General features: G+C 71.6%; 16 protein-coding genes and 1 riboswitch. Of the genes, 7 read left to right on the top strand and 9 right to left on the bottom strand.

The window, feature by feature from the left end:
* The first annotated feature begins 54 nt into the window (after positions 1-54).
* Positions 55-639: a hypothetical protein gene (locus AB0J80_RS22205; protein WP_364707838.1), complete on the top strand. Its 585-nt coding sequence runs from the start codon at positions 55-57 to the stop codon at positions 637-639.
* Positions 640-693: 54 nt separating this feature from the next.
* Here AB0J80_RS22205 and AB0J80_RS22210 read toward each other — a convergent pair whose 3' ends face one another.
* On the bottom strand, positions 694-1,026 hold the full coding sequence (locus AB0J80_RS22210; protein WP_364707841.1) for a hypothetical protein: 333 nt from the start codon (positions 1,024-1,026) through the stop codon (positions 694-696).
* Between the two features lie 320 nt (positions 1,027-1,346).
* Here AB0J80_RS22210 and AB0J80_RS22215 point away from each other — a divergent pair, with 320 nt between their 5' ends.
* From AB0J80_RS22215 to AB0J80_RS22225, 3 genes are all read left to right on the top strand, one after another.
* A complete protein-coding gene (locus AB0J80_RS22215) occupies positions 1,347-1,574 on the top strand; it encodes a hypothetical protein (protein WP_364707843.1) in 228 nt (75 codons plus the stop codon).
* Positions 1,571-1,972, top strand: a complete 402-nt coding sequence (locus AB0J80_RS22220; protein ID WP_364707845.1) for a (2Fe-2S) ferredoxin domain-containing protein — start codon at positions 1,571-1,573, stop codon at positions 1,970-1,972. Before AB0J80_RS22215 ends, AB0J80_RS22220 begins: the two co-directional genes overlap by 4 nt.
* A 232-nt stretch (positions 1,973-2,204) precedes the next feature.
* The gene (locus tag AB0J80_RS22225) at positions 2,205-4,649 is read left to right on the top strand and encodes a glycogen/starch/alpha-glucan phosphorylase (RefSeq protein WP_364707847.1); all 2,445 of its coding nucleotides are present in this window, start codon (positions 2,205-2,207) and stop codon (positions 4,647-4,649) included.
* Between the two features lie 48 nt (positions 4,650-4,697).
* Here the strand turns inward: AB0J80_RS22225 and AB0J80_RS22230 are convergent, their stop codons facing one another.
* The 4 genes from AB0J80_RS22230 to AB0J80_RS22245 form a co-directional block, all read right to left on the bottom strand.
* Positions 4,698-5,612 carry a carbohydrate ABC transporter permease gene (locus tag AB0J80_RS22230; RefSeq protein WP_364707849.1) on the bottom strand — a complete coding sequence of 305 codons (915 nt, stop codon included), beginning with the start codon at positions 5,610-5,612 and terminating at the stop codon, positions 4,698-4,700.
* Entirely contained in the window at positions 5,609-6,550 is a 942-nt protein-coding gene (locus AB0J80_RS22235) for a sugar ABC transporter permease (RefSeq protein ID WP_364708226.1), read from the bottom strand. Before AB0J80_RS22235 ends, AB0J80_RS22230 begins: the two co-directional genes overlap by 4 nt.
* Before the next feature lie 111 nt (positions 6,551-6,661).
* Positions 6,662-8,029 carry an ABC transporter substrate-binding protein gene (locus AB0J80_RS22240; RefSeq protein ID WP_364707851.1) on the bottom strand — a complete coding sequence of 456 codons (1,368 nt, stop codon included), beginning with the start codon at positions 8,027-8,029 and terminating at the stop codon, positions 6,662-6,664.
* A gap of 249 nt (positions 8,030-8,278) precedes the next feature.
* The gene (locus tag AB0J80_RS22245; RefSeq protein WP_364707854.1) at positions 8,279-8,962 is read right to left on the bottom strand and encodes a response regulator transcription factor; all 684 of its coding nucleotides are present in this window, start codon (positions 8,960-8,962) and stop codon (positions 8,279-8,281) included.
* Between the two features lie 62 nt (positions 8,963-9,024).
* On the opposite strand from AB0J80_RS22245, the gene AB0J80_RS22250 reads away from it, so the two are divergent.
* Both AB0J80_RS22250 and AB0J80_RS22255 read left to right on the top strand, forming a co-directional pair.
* On the top strand, positions 9,025-11,433 hold the full coding sequence (locus AB0J80_RS22250; protein WP_364707857.1) for a glycoside hydrolase family 32 protein: 2,409 nt from the start codon (positions 9,025-9,027) through the stop codon (positions 11,431-11,433).
* 124 nt (positions 11,434-11,557) lie between these two features.
* On the top strand, positions 11,558-12,922 hold the full coding sequence (locus AB0J80_RS22255; RefSeq protein ID WP_364707859.1) for a glycoside hydrolase family 68 protein: 1,365 nt from the start codon (positions 11,558-11,560) through the stop codon (positions 12,920-12,922).
* A 52-nt stretch (positions 12,923-12,974) separates the two neighbouring features.
* On the opposite strand, the gene AB0J80_RS22260 is transcribed toward AB0J80_RS22255, so the two are convergent.
* From AB0J80_RS22260 to AB0J80_RS22270, 3 genes are all read right to left on the bottom strand, one after another.
* Positions 12,975-14,246, bottom strand: coding sequence for a hypothetical protein (locus AB0J80_RS22260; protein WP_364707862.1), 1,272 nt, complete (start codon positions 14,244-14,246; stop codon positions 12,975-12,977).
* Positions 14,247-14,362: 116 nt separating this feature from the next.
* Complete coding sequence (locus AB0J80_RS22265; protein WP_364707865.1) at positions 14,363-15,604, bottom strand: APC family permease; 1,242 nt, start codon at positions 15,602-15,604, stop codon at positions 14,363-14,365.
* Positions 15,601-16,500, bottom strand: coding sequence for a hypothetical protein (locus AB0J80_RS22270; RefSeq protein WP_364707867.1), 900 nt, complete (start codon positions 16,498-16,500; stop codon positions 15,601-15,603). The genes AB0J80_RS22265 and AB0J80_RS22270 overlap by 4 nt, the downstream gene beginning before the upstream one ends.
* A gap of 198 nt (positions 16,501-16,698) precedes the next feature.
* Here AB0J80_RS22270 and AB0J80_RS22275 point away from each other — a divergent pair, with 198 nt between their 5' ends.
* Positions 16,699-18,552: a translation factor GTPase family protein gene (locus tag AB0J80_RS22275; protein WP_364707870.1), complete on the top strand. Its 1,854-nt coding sequence runs from the start codon at positions 16,699-16,701 to the stop codon at positions 18,550-18,552.
* On the opposite strand, the gene AB0J80_RS22280 is transcribed toward AB0J80_RS22275, so the two are convergent.
* On the bottom strand, positions 18,538-19,446 hold the full coding sequence (locus AB0J80_RS22280) for an MHYT domain-containing protein (protein ID WP_364707873.1): 909 nt from the start codon (positions 19,444-19,446) through the stop codon (positions 18,538-18,540). The genes AB0J80_RS22275 and AB0J80_RS22280 overlap by 15 nt on opposite strands.
* Positions 19,447-19,688: 242 nt before the next feature.
* A riboswitch (S-adenosyl-L-homocysteine riboswitch) is annotated at positions 19,689-19,766 on the top strand.
* Positions 19,767-19,784: the final 18 nt, after the last annotated feature.

Here is a 19,784-nt window from a genome sequence, read left to right on the forward strand (position 1 = left end):
CCGGACGGCCGAACGATGGAACTCCCCCGATCCGAGGAGTTTCATCCCATGCGCATGCGCCGTGCAGCTGTCGCCGCCCTGCTGACCGCCGGGCTCGTGGTTCCCGCCGTCTCGACTGCCGCCGTAGCCTTCGCGCACGCGCCGGCGTCGGTGGGCGCCGCCAGTCACAAGGCCACCCCGAAGCCCAGCAAGACCCCGAAGGCCGCGAAGCCGGTCCGGTTCACCGCTTCCGGCACCGTCACCGCCGTCGACGCCGAGGCCGGTACGGTCACCCTGCTCGCCAAGGGCGGCACCAAGGACGTCCGCAAGCAGACGATCACCGTGTCCGTGCCCGCCAAGGCGTCGATCCGCGTCAACGGCCGCAAGGCGACCGTCGCCGCCCTGGGCTCCGGCTTCAAGATCGAGGTCGTCGGCCGCCGTACCGGCACCGACTACACCGTCGAGGTGCTGCGCGCCAACGGCAAGAAGGTCGCCAAGCCGGCGCCGAAGCCGAGCGTCACGCCGACTCCGAGCACCAGCCCGACGACCGAGCCCGGCGACGACTCGGGCACCGAGCCGACCGACGAGCCGACCGACGAGCCGACCGACGAGCCGTCGGACGAGCCGACCGTGGAACCCAGCGCCGAGCCGACCGTGTGAGGTCGAGCGACGAGGGAAAGGGGACGCCGGTGACGGCGTCCCCTTTCGCGTTCCTCAGCGACGCACCTCCAACGCCCGGGCGCCCAGCAGGCGGGCCCACCACGGGCGCGGCTGCGCCGAGCGCAACGGCGGCATCCCCGTCCGCTTGAGGCTCACCCAGCCGCCCGGTCCCATCGTCACGGACCCGATCGCCGGCCGCCGGCGCAGGGCGACAGCGGCTCCCACGGCCGCCACGGACACCGCCGCGGCGCCCAGCGCCGCGACGCCGAGCCGGGTCACGTCGACCGCCGGCCGGTAACAGACGCGGTCGGGTTGCACGACGAACGCGCCGATCGTGTGCTCGTCCCGGCGTACCGGGACGACCTGCGCGGGAACGCTGACAACCATGACATGCTCCCTCCCGGCTCGTTCGTACCGCCGTGCGAGCGCCCGCTGGTAGGGCCTGAAGGCCCCGATCCGCGGGGCGCGTGACTGAGCGCGTGAGGTGGCGCGGAGTCGATCGGGTTCCGGCGTAGGCGCCGACGGTGCACGCCGGCCTCCTGCCGGCCGACAAGGTCGACCACGTACACGCCCTGCAAGCCGGTGGTCGGCGGGTGCTGCTGGTCGCCAGACGGCGTCAACGACGCCCCCGTCCTGGCCGCGGCCGACCTGGGGGTCGCGATGGGTGCACGAGGCTCCGACGCGACGATCTGAGCGCCCTGACGGCCATGACAGCCCTGTCGCGCCGCGCCCGCCGCCTGGTAACGGCGAATCTGACGATCGCGGCTACGGTCATCACCATGCTCATCGCCTGGGATCTGTTCGGCCACCTACCCCTGCCGCTCGGCGTGGCCGGACATGAAGGATCCACCGTCATCGTCGGCCTCAACGGGCTGCGGCTGCTGTCGAGCCGGGCCTGGCGCCGCGCCGGCACCGGTACGGGTGCCGGGTCGTGAGCCGCCGGAGTCGCCTCAGCACCGGCCGCGACACGGCATCCGGTTGCACGGTCACCGTGTGCCGCGGCTGCTGCTGCGGCACCGCCAAGGTCGCCGGAGCAGACCACGCCGCGCAGCTCGCCCGGCTGCGCCAGGCGCTGACCGGCTCGGCGCAGGTCCGCATGAGCGGCTGCCTCGACGCGTGCGCGTACGCCAACGTCATCGTCGTGCAACCCTCCGCCGAAGGCCGGCGGGCCGGCGGCCGGCCGGTATGGCTCGGCCTGGCCAACGACCCCGGCGCTGCAGACGACATCGCCGCATGGATTCACGCTGGTGGCCCCGGCATGGCTGAGCCGCCCGACGTGCTCGACCTCTACGTGATCACCCCGGCTCGCCCGGTTCGCCAGCAACTGGCCTGACCTGGCCGCGCCGCCGACGGTGTCTCGGCTGAGGCGCAGAGCCGCAGGAGGTGGATGCCGTGGTGGTTGTGGGACGGGAGATGCTGCTGAGGCTGCGGCCGTACCTCCCGGAGCGTGTCACGGTCACGGGCAGGGCCGGGCGGGCAGGTTTAGTCCGCAAGTGGCGCCGCGGGTCGACGCCGTTGTCGATACTCGAAGGGTCCGGTGTTTTCGCGGGGGAGAGGCCTTATCCGTGACCCACGTCAGCCCTGTCTGCGCCACGCCCACGGAGATCGAGTTCGAGCTCGTCGGGAACCTGGCCCGGTCCCGGGGCACGACCGTCGAGTCGGCCAGCCCGCAGGACCTCTACCAGGCGCTCGCGCTGACCGTGCGCGACCACCTCGTGGATCGGTACATCCGGACCACGGAGGCCCACTACGCGGCCAACCCGCGCTTCGTGTACTACCTGTCCGCGGAGTATCTGCTGGGCCGGCAGCTCGGGCAGAACCTGCTCTACACCGGCACCGCGGACGTGGCACGGTCGGCGCTGGAGGCGCTGGGGGTGGACCCGGCCGACGTGGCGGCGCTCGACATCGAGCCCGGGCTGGGCAACGGCGGCCTGGGGCGGCTCGCCGCGTGCCTGCTGGACGCCCTCGCCACCCACGACATCCCGGCCGTCGGCTACGGCATCCGCTATGACTTCGGGATCTTCAAGCAGGCGTTCCAGGAGGGCGCGCAGCACGAGCGACCCGACGACTGGGCGTACTACGGCAACCCATGGGAGTTCCCGGCGCCGGACGACCAGCAGCGGGTCGGCTTCTACGGCTCCACCGAGCCGGGGGAGGGCGGGCGGGGCACCTGGACGCCCGGCGAGGTGGTGCTGGGCGAGCCGAGCCACATGCTGGTCCCCGGGTACGGCACCGGCACGGTGAACATCGTCCGGCTGTGGCGCGCCCGCGCGGCCCGTGAGTCGTTCGACCTGTCGCTGTTCAGTGCGGGGCAGTACGGCGAGGCCGTCGAGGCGATCGTCCGCGAGGAGAAGATCAGCAAGGTCCTGTACCCGGACGACAGCACGGAGCTCGGCCGTGAGCTGCGGCTCAAGCAGCAGTACTTCCTGGTCGCCTGCTCGCTGCGGGACATCATCCGCCGCTACCGGCTGCGCAACGACGGGTGGGACGCATTCGCCGACAAGGTGGTGATCCAGCTCAACGACACCCACCCGGTCATCGCGATCCCCGAGCTGATGCGCATCCTCGTGGACGAGGAGGGCCTGGAATGGAGCAAGGCCTGGTCGATCACGCAGCGGGTCTTCGCGTACACGTGTCACACGCTCCTGCCCGAGGCCCTGGAGACCTGGCCGGTGTGGCTGCTGCGCCGGCTGCTGCCGCGGCATCTGGAGATCATCTTCCTGATCAACCACCTGTTCCTGCAGCAGGTCGAGCGCCTGCACCCGGGTGAGCCGGAGCGGCTGCGGCTGCTGTCGATCATCGAGGAGGGCGGCGAGCAACGGGTACGCATGGCGCACCTGGCCGTGATCGGCAGCTTCGCGGTCAACGGGGTGGCCGCCCTGCACTCGCGGCTGCTCACCGAGACGACCCTGCGGGCCTTCGCCGACGTGCTGCCCCACCACTTCCACAACGTCACCAACGGCATCTCGCCCCGGCGCTTCCTGCTGGTGGCGAACCCCGGCCTCACCCGGCTGGTCAGCCAGCGGCTCGGCGGCTCGGAGTGGCTGCGCGACCTGGACCGGCTCGCCGAGCTGGAGTCCGCGGTCGGCGATCCGGACTTCCGGGCCAAGTGGCAGGCGGTGAAGCGGCGCAACCGGCAGGAGCTGGCGCAGTACGCGCTGACGGCGACCGGGGTGAGCCTGGACCCCGACGCCCTCTGCGACGTCATGATCAAGCGGTTCCACGAGTACAAGCGGCAGGTGCTGCGGGTGCTGCACGTGATCGTCCTGTACCACCGGATCAAGCGCGGCGACCTGGCCGGCGTCGTGCCGCGCTCGATCGTCTTCGGCGGCAAGGCGGCGCCCGGCTACCACGCCGCCAAGCGGGTCATGCGGCTGGCCAACGTCGTCGCCGGCGTCGTGAACGCGGATCCGGACGTCGCGCCGTACCTGAAGGTGGCCTTCCTGCCCGACTACAACGTGACCCGGGCGGAGCTGATCATTCCCGCGGCCGACCTGTCTGAGCAGATCTCGATGGCGGGCAAGGAGGCGTCCGGGACGAGCAACATGAAGCTCGCGCTCAACGGGGCGCTGACCATCGGCACCCTCGACGGCGCGAACGTCGAGATCCGCGACCGGGTCGGTGCCGAGAACTTCTTCCTGTTCGGCCTGGACGCGGCCGACGCGGCCGCGCTGCGGGCGGGGCCCTACAACCCCAGGTCCTACTACGAGCAGGACTACGAGCTGAAGGCGGCGATCGACGCCATCACCGGCGGGCCGTTCGCCTTCGACGGCGGGGACATCCTGGTCGGGGACCTGCTGGGCTACGACGAGTACCTGACCCTGGCGGACTTCCGCTCCTACACCGACTGCCAAGACGAGGTGGCCCGGGTGTGGCGCGACCAGGACGAATGGACGCGCCGCGCGATCCTCAACGTCGCGCGCAGCGGCTTCTTCTCCTCGGACCGGACGATCCGCGACTACTGCCGCGACATCTGGCGTGCGGTGCCGGTGCCGCCGAAGGAGGCCTGACCGCCGTGCGCGGCCGCCCGGGGTTCGCCGGGCGGCCGCGAGGCTTTGTCAGCCCTTGACGCTGCCCGCGAGCAGCCCGCGGACGAAGTAGCGCTGGAGCAGCAGGAAGATCGTCACCGGTACGATGATCGACACGAAGGCGCCCGCCGACAGCAGGTGCCACGCCGTGCCCCGGGTGCCGCTCAGGTTCGCCAGCGCCACCGTGATCGGGGCGACCGCGTCGCCTCCGCCCGCGAAGGTGAGGGCGACCAGCAGGTCGTTCCACACCCACAGGAACTGGAAGATGCCGAACGCGGCCAGGGCCGGGCGCAGCAGCGGCAGCAGCACCTTGAAGAAGATCGACACGTGCCCGGCGCCGTCCACCCGCGCCGCCTCCAGCAGTGTCGACGGCACCTCCCGCATGAAGTTGTGCAGCAGGTAGATGGCCAGCGGCAGGCCGAAGATCGAGTGCGACAGCCAGATCGTCCAGAAGGTGTTCGCGAGGCCCGCGTCCACGTACAGGGTGAGCAGCGGGATCAGCGTCACCTGCAGGGGCACGATCTGCAGGGCGAAGATCGCCAGGAACAGGATGTTGCGGCCCGGGAACTTGATCCACGCGAACGCGTACGCCGCGATGGTCGCCAGCGTCAGCGGGATGATCACCGAGGGGATCGTGATCACCAGCGAGTTGACGAAGTACGAGCCCAGCCCCGCTCCGTTCTCGGCGTCGAGCACGTCGCGGTAGTTGTCCATGGTGAGCGTCGGGTTGGAGAAGAACGTCCACCAGCCCGTCGTCTTGATCGCCCGCTCCGGCCGGAACGACGAGACGAGCAGGCCGAACGTCGGCAGCGTCCACAGCACCGCGATGACGATCGCGGCGAGCGAGGCCCACGGAGAGCTGAGCTTGCGCTTGGCGACGGCCGCCGCGGACAGCTCCTTCTTGTCGACCGGAACCACCGTCGCCGGCGGGGTCGTGGTGGTCATAGCGCCTCCGATCGGCGGAGCTGCCGGATGTTGTAGACGACGATCGGGATCACCAGCAGGAACAGCAGGGCCGCGAGCGCAGCTCCGAGGCCCTGGTTGTCGCTGCGGAAGCTCTGGCTGTAGAACTCGTTGGCGATGACGCTGGTGTTGAACTGGCCGCCGGTGGCGGTCCGCACGATGTCGAAGACCTTCAGTGTCCCGATGCCGATGGTGGTCAGCACGACGACCACCGCCGGGCGGATCGCCGGCAGGGTGACGAAGCGGAACATGCCCCAGGCCGTGACGCCGTCGAGCCGGGCGGCCTCCACGATGTCGTCCGGGATCGCCTTGATGGCCGCGGACAGCACGGTCATGGCGAAGCCGGCCTGGATCCAGATCATGATGACGATCAGCAGGAACGTGTTCAGCGGTGACTCCACCAGCCACTGCTGGGGACTGCCGCCGAGCCAGACCAGGATCTGGTTCAGCAGCCCGATCTGCTTCACGTTGCCCTGGTCGGGGCGGTACTCGTAGACGAACTTCCAGATGATCGACGCGCCCACGAACGAGATGGCCATGGGCAGGAAGATCAGCGCCTTGGCGGCCGACTCGAACTTCGACTTGTCCACCAGGATGGCGTAGAGCAGGCCGACCGCGGTAGCCACGAACGGCGTGACGACGACCCAGAACACGGTGTTGCGCAGCACGGTGAGCTGGTCACCGTCGGTGAAGATCGTCTTGTAGTTGTCCAGGCCGATGAACGCGTTGCCGGCCGCGTCGAAGAACGACTCGTAGATCGTGCGCACGCCCGGGTACACCAGGCCGACCAGCAGCATGAGCAGGGTCGGTGCGAGATAGGCGTACGCGGTCCAGCGGTCGGCGCGGCGGCCGCGGAACAGGGTGGCGAGGAAGAGGATGATGCCCACGACCGCGGCGAAGAGCAGGATCGCGGCGAGCATCAGCCCGATCTTCGCGGCGTTGGTGTCGGCGGTTAACACGCGACCCGTACCTCCTTCTAGGAGCAAGGGGGCCGGTCACCTCGCGGCGACCGGCCCCGGGACGGCCCTAGCTCACTTGGGCCAGGCGTTCTCGATGTTGTTGACGGTGGTCTTGGTGTCCTGACCGGTCACCCAGCTCGTCGCCTGCTTCCAGAACGCGTTCGAACCCACGGCGGCCGGCATCTGGTCCGAGCCGTCGAAGCGGAACACGGTGTTCGGGTCCTTGAGGATCGTCGCGGCGAGCTTGTCGATCGGGTTGCTCAGGTTGTTCGGGTCGATGCCCTTGTTGGCGCTGACCCAGCCCTGCGAGACCTTCGCCTTGATGTTCGCCCAGGTGTCCGTGGACAGGTACGTCTGGAACGCCTTGACCTCCGGCCGGTCGGCGAACGCGAGGTTGAACTCGCCGCCGCCGAGCACCGGCTTGCTGCTCGCGTCCTTGCCCGGCAGGTAGAAGGCGAAGACGTCGCCGTCCTCGGCCACCTTGACGTCCTTGGGGAAGTTCGCCGCGTAGAAGCTCGCCTGGCGGTGCAGGGAGCAGGTGTTGCCGTCGACGATCGGCAGGCCCGCGTCCTGGAACGCGGTGGTGGCGATGCTCTTGACATCCCCGAGGCCGCCGTTGACGTACTTGTCGTTCTTCAGGTACTCGCCGACCGCGTCCAGGGCCGCCGTGGACTCGGGGCCGTTGAACGGGATCTGGTGGTTGACCCACTTGTCATAGGTCTCCGGCCCGTAGAGCCGGAGCATGAAGTCCTCCATCCAGTCGGTGATCGGCCAGCCCGTGGCCTCACCGCTGGCGATGCCGGCGCACCACGGCTTGCGGCCGCCGTCCGAGGCGATCTTGTCGGAGAGCTGCTTGAGCTCGTCCAGCGTCGTCGGGACCGTGTAGCCCTTGTCCTTGAACTCGCTCGGCGAGTACCAGACCAGCGACTTCACGCTCGCGCCGGAGGGCGCGCCGTAGAACTTGCCGTTGACGGTCGCGTAGCCCTTCCAGTCCTTGCCCCAGAACTTGTCCACGTTCGCCGCGACCTCGGCCGGCGCCTCGACAGCCTTGCCCGTGGCGACGAGCTGCTTGAGCAGGCCCGGCTGCGGCACGATCGCGAGGTCCGGCGGGTTGCCCGCCTTGGCGCGGACCAGGATCTGGGTCTCGAAGGACTTGTCGCCCTCGTACTTGATGGTCACACCGGTGCAGTCCTCGAACGGCTTGTACGAGTCCTTGTACGCCTTGTCCTCCGGCGTCACGATGCCCGTGTAGACGGAGACCGTCTTGCCCTTCAGATCGCCGTAGGACTTGAACTGGGCGCAGTCGATGGACTGGGTCGCCGTGGAATTGTCGTTCGAGTCGTCACTGCCGCCACAAGCGGCCAGACCGAACACCAGGCCCACGCCGAGCGAGCCGGCGAGGGCGCCGCGCAGGCGCGGACTCCTGGAATGACCGAACATACCTCTCCCTATGTCACATCACGCCGGGGCGTGACAACACCGTCACCGTCTCCGGTTCCCCCGGCTGTCAGTCAAGAGCGGGCAGCCGTCTTTCGCAATGTTTCCGGTTGATCAACCGAGTAACGATTCGGCACCGGAGCAGGGCCGTTCTTAAACGTTTAAGAAAGCTAAAAGTGCCCTTGTGCTGACGGAGAGGTGATATTCAGCGAGGCATATCGATGTATGAGCATGCTGGGCTCGCAAGATCTTTCAGCGCAGGCCGGCGCGAAGCGCGTAACCGAAGCCCCGGTGGGTCACGATCAGTGGCGGTCCGAGGCGGTCGAGCTTGTGGCGCAGGGACCCGACGTACGCGTCCACAGCGTCCGTGCCGGTGCCGCCGTGCCCGCGTACCGCCTCGCCGAGCTCGATCCGGGGCAGCACCCGGCCGGGGTTGCGCAGGAAGTGGCGCAGCAGCCCCGCCTCGGCGGGGGAGAGGCGCACCGGCGCGCCCGCCCGGCGTACGCGCAGGGTGTCCTCGTCGAGCTCGACGTCGGCGTGCCTCAGCGTCCGGGCCTGCGGTGCCGCCCCCGGCCGGTGTGCCAGGCCGCGGACCCGGGCCAGCAGCACGCCGAGATCCACCGGCTTGGTGATCCAGTCGTTGCCGCCGTACGCCACCCGCGCCACGAGGTCGGCCGGGGCGTCGCGGGCGGTCAGGAACACGACGTCCGCGCGGCTCCCGCCGGCCCGCAGCCGCCGGGCGACGTCGACGCCGGCGCCGCCGGACAGCATGACGTCGAGCAGCACCAGGTCGGGCCGGTGGACGGTGGTGTGCGCCACGGCCTGGGCGGCGGTCGCCGCAGTGTCCACGGCGAAACCGTGGAACGTCAGCACCGTGGACAGCAGATCGACGACGGCCGGCTGTTCGTCGGCCACGAGGATGCGAGGACTGGTCATGACCGGCCATGAGATCAGAGCGGCATGAGCACCGCGTGAACGTTGTGACCATTCATTGACAGATGGTGATATGGACCATGCGCGTCCACGGCCTGCTCACCCTCGTCCTGCTCGTCGCGGTCGCCGTAGTGGTCCCCGGCGCTTCCGCCTACGCCGGTGCCGCCGGCGACTATCCCGAGTTCCCGTACGCCCCGACCGCCTACGCCGAGCCGCACCGCGGACAGGTGCACTTCAGCCCGGCCGGCGGCTGGATGAACGACGTCAACGCGCCGCTGTACGCCGACGGCGTCTACCACCTGTTCTTCCAGCACAACCCGCACGGCCTGCAGTGGGACACCATGCACTGGGGCCACGCGGTCAGCCCCGACCTCGTGCACTGGACCCAGCGGCCCATCGCCCTCGAGCCGGGCGTGCACCCCGGCGACCTGTTCTCCGGCGGCGGGGTGGTCGACACGGCGAACACCTCCGCGCTGCGGACCGGCGACCGGGCCCCGATCGTCGTGTTCACCGGCACCGACGGGGTCAGCGTCGCGTACAGCAACGACGGCGGGGACACCTTCCAGGCGTACGACCACGGCCGCAAGGTCATCACCATGCCGCCCGAGAGCCGCGACCCCAAGGTCTTCTGGCACGAGCCGACCCGCCGCTGGGTGATGGTCGTCTGGTCCGGCGCGGGCGGCAACGCGGCCCATTTCTACACCTCACCCGACCTGCTCACCTGGACCTTCGCCAGCCGGTACGCGGCCGGCTGGCTCTTCGAGTGCCCCGACCTGTTCCCGCTGCGGGCCGACGGCACCGGCGCCACCCACTGGATCCTCAACGACGCGAGCGGCGAGTATGTCGTCGGCTCCTTCGACGGCACCACCTTCACCGCCGACGATCCCGCGCCGCGACGGATGGACGAGGGCGACAACCGCTTCGACGGCAGCATCTACGCGGGACTCACGTTCAGCAACCTGCCCGGCGGCCGGACCGTGCAGATGGCGTGGATGCCGGGCAACCATGGCAGCGTGTGGACCGGCAGCGCGACGTTCCCGGTCGAGCTCGGGCTGCGCGGCTACGCCGACGGGCTGCGGGTGACGAGGACGCCGGTCGCCGAGATCGGCGCCCTGCGCGCGGCGACGACCTCCTGGACGGACCGCACGCTGACCGGGGACGGCGGCGGCGACCCGCTGGGCGGTGCGTCGGCCGACGCGTACGAGCTCACCGCCGAGTTCGACACCGCGAGCGCCACGGCCGCCCGGTTCGGCTTCCGGCTGGGTGTCCGGCCCGACGGCACGTCCACCCGCGACGTCTTCTACGACCGGGCGGCCGGGACGCTCGACGGTGCCGCGCTGGCTCCGGAGGCCGGCCGGGTCCGCGTACGGCTGATCGTGGACCGTGGGCAGGTCGAGACCTTCGGCAACGACGGGCGGCTGTCGGTCACGCGTACGGTCGCCTTCGAGCCCGGGGCGTACGGTCTGCGCGCCGTCGCGGAGGGTGGCAGCGTGCGGCTGGTGTCGATGGCGTTCACGCCGTTGCGGTCGGCATGGGGGGTCGGGGAGCCGACGCTGCGGGGCGACGTGGCCGGGCCCTGGCACGCCTCCGGTGGCGCCTGGACCGACACCGCCGACGGCAAGCGGGGTGAGGCGCCCGGCGACGGGTTCTACCTGGGTGCGAGCACCGGCACCGACTTCACGTACGAGGGTGACGTGCGGCTGGACACCGCCACGGCGGCGGGACTGACCTTCCGGGGTCACTACACGCTCAATGTGGACGCGGCCGCCGGGGTGATGAAGCTGTGGCGGCCGGGGCGCGACATCGCGGCGGTGCCGGCGCCGGTGTCCCGGGGCAGGTTCCACCATCTGCGGGTGGTGGCCGAGGGCACGCGGTTGCGCGGCTACCTCGACCACGCCGCCACGCCCCTGATCGACGCCACCGACGACGCGTACGCGTCGGGGCCGTTCGGTCTCAACGTGTTCCAGGGTGCGGCGGTGCTGCAGAACCCGACCACGCACACGGCGGGCTGGCAGCAGAACCTCGGTGGCTCCTGGGCTCCGGCCGCCGGTTCCTGGACCGCGCCCGGTGGCGGCGTGGCGGGCCGCCGTACCGGTGACGGGTTCTACCTGTCGGGGCGCAGCGGCGCCGACTTCACCTACGAGGCCGACCTGCAGGTGGTCTCCGGCCGGGCGGCCGGGCTGACGTTCCGCGCGACGCCGGACGCCGCCGGTCAGTACACCGCCAACATCGACACCGACGGGTACGTCAAGCTGTGGCGTCCGGGCCGGGACATCGCCGTCTACCCGGTGGCGATCGTGCCGGGGCGTACGTATCACCTGCGGGTCGTCGCGAGCGGTGACCGTTTCGAGGTCTTCCTCGACGGGCGAGCGGCGCCCGTCATCAGCGCCACCGACGACGCCTACGCCGCGGGGCTGTTCGGCGTGAACGTCTTCGACGGCAGCTGCCTGATCCAGGGCGTGACCGTGCGCTGACCGGCCCCCCGGTCAGACGTATCGGCCCACCATATTGATGGTGATGGAACTCTCGAACGACCTTACCCCCGTGGTGACCTCGGTGCTAAATCGAGTTGTCCCCATCAGACGGAGGAGGGTACGGATGTCCACAGACCATCGACCCCGGCACCGCGTCAGGCACGCGCTGGCCGCCGTCGTCCTCGTCGCCACGCTCGGCCTGCTCGGCGTCCCCGCGTCGGCGGGTACGCAGGGCCACCCCGGCACCGGACCGTTCAGTCCCCAGGGGAGCTACACCGCGGTGTGGAGCCGCGCCGACGCGCTGAAGGTCCACTCGGACGCCACCAACACCAGCCCAGTCATCCCCGCGACCTTCCCGGTCATGACCGACCAGGTGTGGATCTGGGACACCTGGCCGCTGACCGACCTGTCCACCGACGTCGTGACATACCGCGGCTGGCACGTCATCTTCTCGCTCACCGCGCCGCGGACCATCTTCTTCGGCGACCGGCACTGGCAGGCCAGGATCGGCTACTTCTACTCGCGCGACGCGCGCACGTGGACCTACGGGGGGAACCTGTTCCCGGCGGGCTCGTCCCTCGGCTCCCGCGAGTGGGCCGGATCGACCGTCCTCAAGGGGCGTGACGAGGTCCAGACCTTCTACACCGCCTCCGGTCACGACAACGGCGGCGTCGACCCCAACGACCCGCTGCAGCGCCTCGCCACCGCGAGCGGGCGCATCCACGCCAACGCCAGCCGGGTGTGGTTCACCGGCTTCACCAACCACAAGATCATCGCCGAGCCGGACGGCCGGATGTACCAGACGCTGGAGCAGTCGCAGGCCGGGCCGATCATCTACGCCTTCCGTGACCCGTTCGCCTTCCGCAACCCCGCCGACGGCCGCGTCTACCTGCTCTTCGAGGGCAACACCGGCGGTGTGGCGGGCGACTACCGGTGCACCGAGCGGGATCTCGGGCCGCTGCCGCCGGGGCACACCGTGCCGGCCGACTCGCGGTTCTACACCGGCAACATCGGGCTCGCCGAGGCCACCAGCACCAACCTGCGCAGCTTCCGGCTGTTGCACCCGATCCTGTCGGCCAACTGCGTCAACCAGCAGACCGAACGCCCGCACCTGGTCTTCCACCGGGGGCAGGTGTACCTGTTCACCATCAGCCACATGTTCACGTACGCGCCCGGACTGACCGGCCCCGACGGCGTCTACGGCTTCGTGTCCCGCACCGTGCGCGGCGACTACCGCCCGCTCAACGGCAGCGCCCTCGTGCTCGGCAACCCGGCGAGCCAGCGCCTGCAGCAGTACTCCCACTACGTGATGCCGAACCTGCTCGTGGAGAGCTTCATCGACACGATCTTCACCCAGCCGGGCGAGCAGGCACCCGTCTACGGCGGCACCCTCGCACCGACGCTGCGCCTGGAGTTCCGCGGCGCGAACACGTACATGGTCCAGCAGCTGGGCTACGGCTACATCCCCGCTACCCGGACCCGTCCCTGACCGGCCGGCGTGGCCGGGTCACCGGCCCGGCCACGCCAGCGCCACGACGCCGTCAGCCGCGGCCGCCGGCGACCGCCTGCGCGGCGTCCACGACGGCCGCGGTGACCGTGCGGGAGTCGAACACCTCGGGGTGGTAGCTCGCCGTGATGTGCAGCGCGTCGTCCAGCTCGTCCATCGCCACCGTGATCCCGCGGGGACCGGAGGGTGAGACGACCCCGATGATGCGGGCCTGGTCGTGCAGGGACCATGGCAGAGCGGCGAAGGAGTCGTTACGGCCCAGGTACGTCACGGTCAGGTGCGGCCGCGCCGGTGTGGCGGGAGTGACGGCCCGCGAACGGCCGGGGGTGCGCAGCATCGGTGCGCCGACCCGGTGCAGTGCCGAGCGGAGGTTGTGCAGACCGAGCATGGTCAGGACACGGCGGGACCGCACGAGCTCGGCGACCGCGGCGGCGACGGCGGCCGGATCCTCCGGCGAGGTGGGCCGCACATGCTCACCCCACACGAAGTTGCCTTCCACCGTGAGTCCCGCGGGTAGATAGCGGCGCGCATCCACCAGCACGACGAACCCTGCCGGATCCGGTTCACCCAGGTTGCGCCGCATTGTCGCGTACATGGCGGAGAACAGCACGGCCGAGACCGCGACGCCCGGGGCGTGTTCGTCACGCCACTTGCGCACCTGCGTGAGCGTCCCAGGGGCGGACGCCGCCGAGGCGTACGCCACCGTGAGGTGCCGGCCTGCGCCGGACGCGGCGGAGGTCGCGGGCGGGGGTGGGCGACGGATCCGGACCGCGGCCGGCAGGCGCCCGGGGTGCCCGCCGAACTGATGAGCGAAGGCCCGCACCCACGGCAGGCGGTCCGGCCGCGGTACCGGATAGGTGGCGGTGCGGCCGGTGGTTGCCGCGGCCAGCACCTCGGCGAGCAACGCGTCGGTGACGCGGGCATCTCCCACGGAGTGGCTCGCCCGCAGGCCACCGAACCTGCCTCCGGCGGCCAGGACCATCGGCCGGTCCTCGAGGACCTCCGCGTTCAGCACCCGCGCGCACGCGTCCGCGTCCAGGCCGGCACCCATGGGCACGATGAGCCTGTCCACCCACTGCGCGAAGCCGGTGGCCGACAGGGGAACCCACCGGCCGCGCCGGTGGTCGAGCCGGCAGACGAACCGGCTGGTGGGCCGCTGCGCATGCAGGGCGATCAAGGACCGGCGTACGGCGTCGACCGGAACGTCGGGAAACGGCCCCAGCACCCGGAAGAACTCGACCGAGGACCATGCGGCGTCGCGCGCTGTCACTCGGCGGCCGGGCGAACGGCTGGTGATCCAAGGCATGCGGGGTGCACCTCGGCGGGAAGGCCGACGGTCCATGGACCGCCGGCCCGGTCGATGGTGGGAGCCGCAGCTGCGGCGGGCCGATTCGACCAGCATATCGGGCAAAAGCGCTCTTATCAGCGCGCTTGCCGGGAAGGGGGTGCGGCGCGCCCATGGCGTGGCCGGCCGGCGGCCCAGACCAGCGCGCCCACGGCGAAGACGACGAGCCCGGCCAGCACCGAGGCGCGCGGCAGCGTGGCGGCCAGGAGCAGGCACCCGGCCAGGCCGACCGCCGGCACCGCCCGCCGCCCCAGCGTCAGCGCGGAGGCGTTCGCGATCGCGTAGTACACCAGCACCCCGAACGACGAGAAACCGATGGCGCCGCGCAGGTCCACCAGCAGGACGAGGACCATCACCGCCACCCCGACCGCCAGCTCCGCCCGGTGCGGCACGCCGTGCCGTTCGCTCACCGCGTCGAACACCGCGGGAAAGTGCCGCCCGCGGGACATGGCGAAGGTGGTCCGCGACACGCCCAGGATCAGCGCGAGCAGGGCGCCGAAAGTGGCCAGCGCGGCGCCGGCCCGGACCACGCCGGACAGCCAGGACGCGCCGGCCGCGGTGACCGTGTCCGCCAGCGGCGCCGCGGAGCCGGCCAGCTGCGCCGGGCCCAGAGTGCCGAGCACCGCGAAGGCGACCAGGGCGTACAGCACGAGCGTGACACCGAGCGCGATCGGCACCGCGCGGGGGATCGTGCGCTGCGGCTCCCGCACCTCCTCGCCCAGCGTGGCGATGCGCGCGTACCCGGCGAACGCGAAGAAGAGAAGTCCGGCACCCTGCAGCACGCCCCAGGCGTCGACGGGCACCGTCCCCCCGCCGGACCGTCCGCCACCGGTCATCCCGGCCGTCACGACCGCCAGCAACACGACGATCACCACCGCGACGATCACCCGGGCGGCCGGCATCGACTTCTGCACCCCGGCGAGGTTGAGACCGGTCAGCGCGGCGACGGCCAGCACCGCGAACACCTTCTCGTGCCCCGGGGCGACGTACGCGCCGAAGGTCAGCGCCATCGCGGCGCACGAGGCGGTCTTACCGACCACGAAACCCCAGCCGGCCGAGAAGCCCCAGAGGTCGCCCAGGCGCTCACGACCGTACACATAGGTGCCGCCGGACGACGGATAGAGCGCGGCGAGCCGCGCCGAGGAGATCGCGTTGCAGTACGCGACCAGCCCGGCGAGCGCCAGCGCGACCGGCAGCCACGAACCGGCGGCCGCCGCGGCGGGAGCGAACGCGGCGAACACCCCGGCGCCGATCATCGCCGAGAGTCCCACCACGACCGCGTCGGCCGTGCCCAGCCGCCTCGTCAGTCCGGGCGTCATTTCCGCCTGTCCTTCGCCCTCACGGGGTCGAGCAGTCCTGCGTCGATCACGGCTCGGCTCACCGTGCCGGCCAGCTCTGCGAACCGGGCACAGCCGGAGGGGCCCAGCACCTCGTACGCCGGCAGTGCCAGCAGGTCGGTGCGGTCCTCCACCCACTGTCGCTGCTTGCGGCCCGCCTCGGTGAGCGCGAGCCTGTCGCCGGCCTCGAGCAGGCCGCGGGCGCGCAGGCGGCCGACCGTGGCGTCCCACTCGGCGGTGCTCCAGCCGCGGGTTCGGCGCAGCACCTCCGCCGGGACGGCGCCCGTCGCCGCGTGCAGCACGAGGGCTTCGATCCCCGAACATCCGGAGAGGAGCAGCGCCGCGACGTGGCCGTCGCCTCGGAACTCGCGGAGCAGCGTCTGCGCATGCCACAACACCAGATGCGGTTCGCTGGGCCACGGCAGCGCCGAGGTCGCCGCGAACAGGGAACGCCCCGCGGGATGACGTTGCGCCGCTTCGGCCGCCTCCCGGGCCAGGACCGCGGCCTCCGCCGTCTCCGGCGAAGCGAGCAGATCGGGGCCGCAGGCCCGCCGGAGTGCGGCGTCGGCCGCCTCGAGGCGGGCCCGCAGGATGTCCGCGGGCGTGGCTGCCCGCCACGCGGCGGGAATCGCGGCCCGTACCAGCGCGGGGTTGAAGTTGAAGAACGTCGCGACGACGGTCTCGGCACCGACCGGCCCGAACGCGGCGGCTCGAGAGGCGAAGTAGCCCATCCGGTCGCGCAAGCCGAGGGCCGCGTACCGGTCGCGGGCTTCCGGGGCGAAATAGATCATGCCGTGGATCGGCTCGGCGGCCCGCCAGGCGATGCGGGCCAGAGCGGGTTCGACGGTTCGCCGCGGGAGCCGGTCGGGGTCGGGCATCACATGCTCCTCCAGCGCCGGTGGGGACGGGGCCGCCGTCCACCATACGGTGGCGCGGGCCGGCGAAATGCGGTGGCGGCGGCGTGGCCGGCGGCCGTAGGGTCGCCCCCGACGGCGACCTCGAATCTGCGGGAGACGACATGCGAGACCTCGGCACGCTCCGGCTGACCAGTCCGCTCCCGTCCTTTGAGGATCTCCTTGTCTCGTACGCTGAATCTCGGCGTCCTGGCCCACGTCGACGCCGGTAAGACCAGCCTCACCGAACGCCTGCTCTTCGACCACGGCGCCATCGCGGCGCTCGGCAGTGTCGATGCGGGCACCACCCGCACGGACAGCGATGAGCTTGAACGCGAACGCGGCATCACGATCCGGTCCGCGGTCGCGTCGTTCCGGCTCGGGACCCTGCGGGTCAACGTCATCGACACACCCGGGCACCCGGACTTCATCGCTGAGGTGGAGCGGGCACTCGCCGTACTGGATGCTGCGGTGCTCGTGCTCTCGGCGGTCGAGGGTGTGCAGGCGCAGACCCGGGTGCTGCTGCGCAGCCTGCGCCGGTCGCAGCTGCCCACGCTGCTGTTCGCCAACAAGATCGACCGGCGCGGGGCGCGTACCGGCGGGCTGGTCGACGACGTGCGCGCCAAGCTCGGCGTGGACGTCGTCGCGATGAACGGCGTCCGCGCCGCCGGCACGCCGGGCGCGACGACCTCGCCGGACCGCTCCCTGGACGAGCTGCGCGAGCACATCGCGGGCGAGACCACCGCCGGCCGGCTGCATCCGCTGTTCTTCGGTTCGGCGTTGACGGGGGAGGGCGTCGGCGATCTCACCACCGGTCTGTCCACGCTTCTGAGACCTGCGCGCCCCGCCGGCGGCGAGCCGCGCGGTGTGGTCTTCGCCGTGGAGCGGGCGCCGAACGGGGAGCGGGCCGCCTGGCTGCGGCTGTTCGCCGGGGAGGTGCGGGAGCGCAGGAGGCTGCGGCTCAGCCGGCCCGGCGGGGCGATCAGCGGCCGGGTCACCGGGCTGACCGTCGCCGGCGGGGGCGACGTGCTGCGGGCGGGCGACATCGGCCGGGTCCGGGGGCTGGCCGGCGTACGGGTCGGCGACCGGCTCGGCGAACCCGGCCACGCCGCCGCGGCGCGGTTCTCGCCGCCCGGTCTGGAGGCGCTGGTCCGGCCGGTGCACCCCGGGCAGGAGGCCCGCCTGCACGCCGCTCTGGCCGCGCTCGCCGACGAGGACTCGCTGATCCGTACCCGGCCGGCGGGTGACGGGCAGAGCTCCGTCCAGCTCTACGGCGCGGTCCAGCGTGAGGTGATCGCCGAGCGGCTCGTGCGCGAGTTCGGGATCGAGGCGGCCTTCGGCCCGATCCGGCCGGTGTTCGTCGAGCGGCTGTGCGGCACGGGCCGGGCCGAGGCCGTGTTCGACAAGCACGGGGGCAGCGACTTCTGGGCGACGGTCGGCCTGCGGGTGGAGCCCGGGCCGCCCGGCTCCGGTCTTCGGTACGTCCGCGACGTCGAGTGGGGCGCCCTTCCCCGGGCGTTCCACACGGCGACCGAGGAGGCCGTCCGGGCGACCCTCGAGCAGGGCCTGTACGGCTGGGAGGTGCTGGACTGCACGGTGACGGTGACCCGCGCCGGGTGGAAGTCGCCCACGTCGACCGCCGCCGACTTCCGCGGGCTCACGCCGATCGTGCTGCTGCGGGCGTTGCAGGCCGCCGGAACCCGGGTGCACGAGCCGTGCCAGGCGTTCGAGGCGGAGGTGCCGGGAGCCACCCTCGGCGCGGTGCTCGGCCGGCTGACGTCCCTCGGCGCGGAGGTCTCCGGCTCCACGCAGCGCGGCGAGTCCTGGATCGTGTCGGGTCAGGTGCCGGCCCGGTCGGCGCAGGAGGTCACCCGCGCTCTGCCCGGGCTGACCCGCGGCGAGGGCGCGTGGTGGACGCGGCCCGGCCGGGACCGTCCCGTCCGGGGCCCGGCGCCGGTGCAGGCCCGCCGCGACGGCAACCCGCTGGACCGCGACGAGTACCTGCGCTTCCTCAGCAACCGGTCACTCGCGTCGTGAGCGGTCCCGGTAGGTCCATGTCGCGCCGCCCAGTGCCGACTTTCGCTGCTGCGGGATGTGCGGCGCCGCCGGCACGCCGCCGAACGGGGGAGTGGGCGCGGCGGCCGGGCGGCTCGCGGCCGCACCTTTCTCGAGCCGGGCCGCCAGGTACGCCGCGGCGGCCCGGTCCTCGTCGGTCGGGGTGGCCATCAGCGCGTACACCAGGCCCAGTACGGCGAAGATGACCGCGAGGCCGATCGGGATCAGCATCGTGGTGGCCGCCGTGCCCGACGGTGTGCCGTCGAGGGCGCCCGGGCGTACCGAGAGCGCCGCCATGCCGGTGAAGTGCATGCCGTTGACCGCGATGCCCATGATCAGGGCGGCGCCGATGATGACGACCGGCTTCTGCACGGTGACGGTCAGCCAGAGGGCGACGGTGGCGGCCACCACGGCGATGACCACGGAGGCGATCACTTTGGTGCGGTCGTAGCCGAGCTCGCCGTTGAGGTGCATGGCGTACATGCCCATGTAGTGCATCGCGGCGACGCCCAGCCCGGCGAGGAGGCCGCCCGCGCCGATGCGCAGGGCGCGGGCCCGCTCGCCGCCGAAGACGACCAGCATCCCGGCCCCGACGGCCGCGATCGCCAGCAGCGCGCTGGCGGCGGTGAGCGTCGCGTCGTAGCGGATCGGGGTGCCCGGCACGCTGAACCCGAGCATGGCGACGAAGTGCATGGTCCAGATGCCGGTACCGCCGATGGCGACCGCCGAGAGCGTCAGCCACCAGAGCCGGCCGCCGCGGGTGTGCGCGGCGCGCAGCCGGGTCGCGCAGATCAGCCCGAGCAGGGACCCGAGCGCCGACAGCGTGTAGCTGACCGCCGGTGTGACCCATCCGTGCTGGAAATGGTGGATCTCCATGTCGGTGTCCCCCCCCAAGATCGGCGTACCGATGCATCCTGCCCGCTGATCAGGGGTTTCGCAGATCGAGGAGGGCGGGCACGGGAAGATCCGGCCGTTAGGACGAGCGGGCGGCGGCCCGCCGGACGAGCCGGCGAGGGGCCGGGCGGGCACTCGTTGCGTCGTTGCGGGGCCTCGTCCAACTGTCGGGACGGCATCGGCCCGTCCGGTCGATACGACCGTCTTCGGGTACTCTTGTGCGCCAGGCCGAGGGGCGCTGCGACGGGCATGACCCGCCACGCTCGGACTGGAACCACACCGACCAAGGGCGCCTCCGAGAACTCCGCGGAGGTGGTCAC

This window comes from Actinoplanes sp. NPDC049548, from assembly GCF_040676695.1.
Lineage (GTDB): Bacteria > Actinomycetota > Actinomycetes > Mycobacteriales > Micromonosporaceae > Actinoplanes.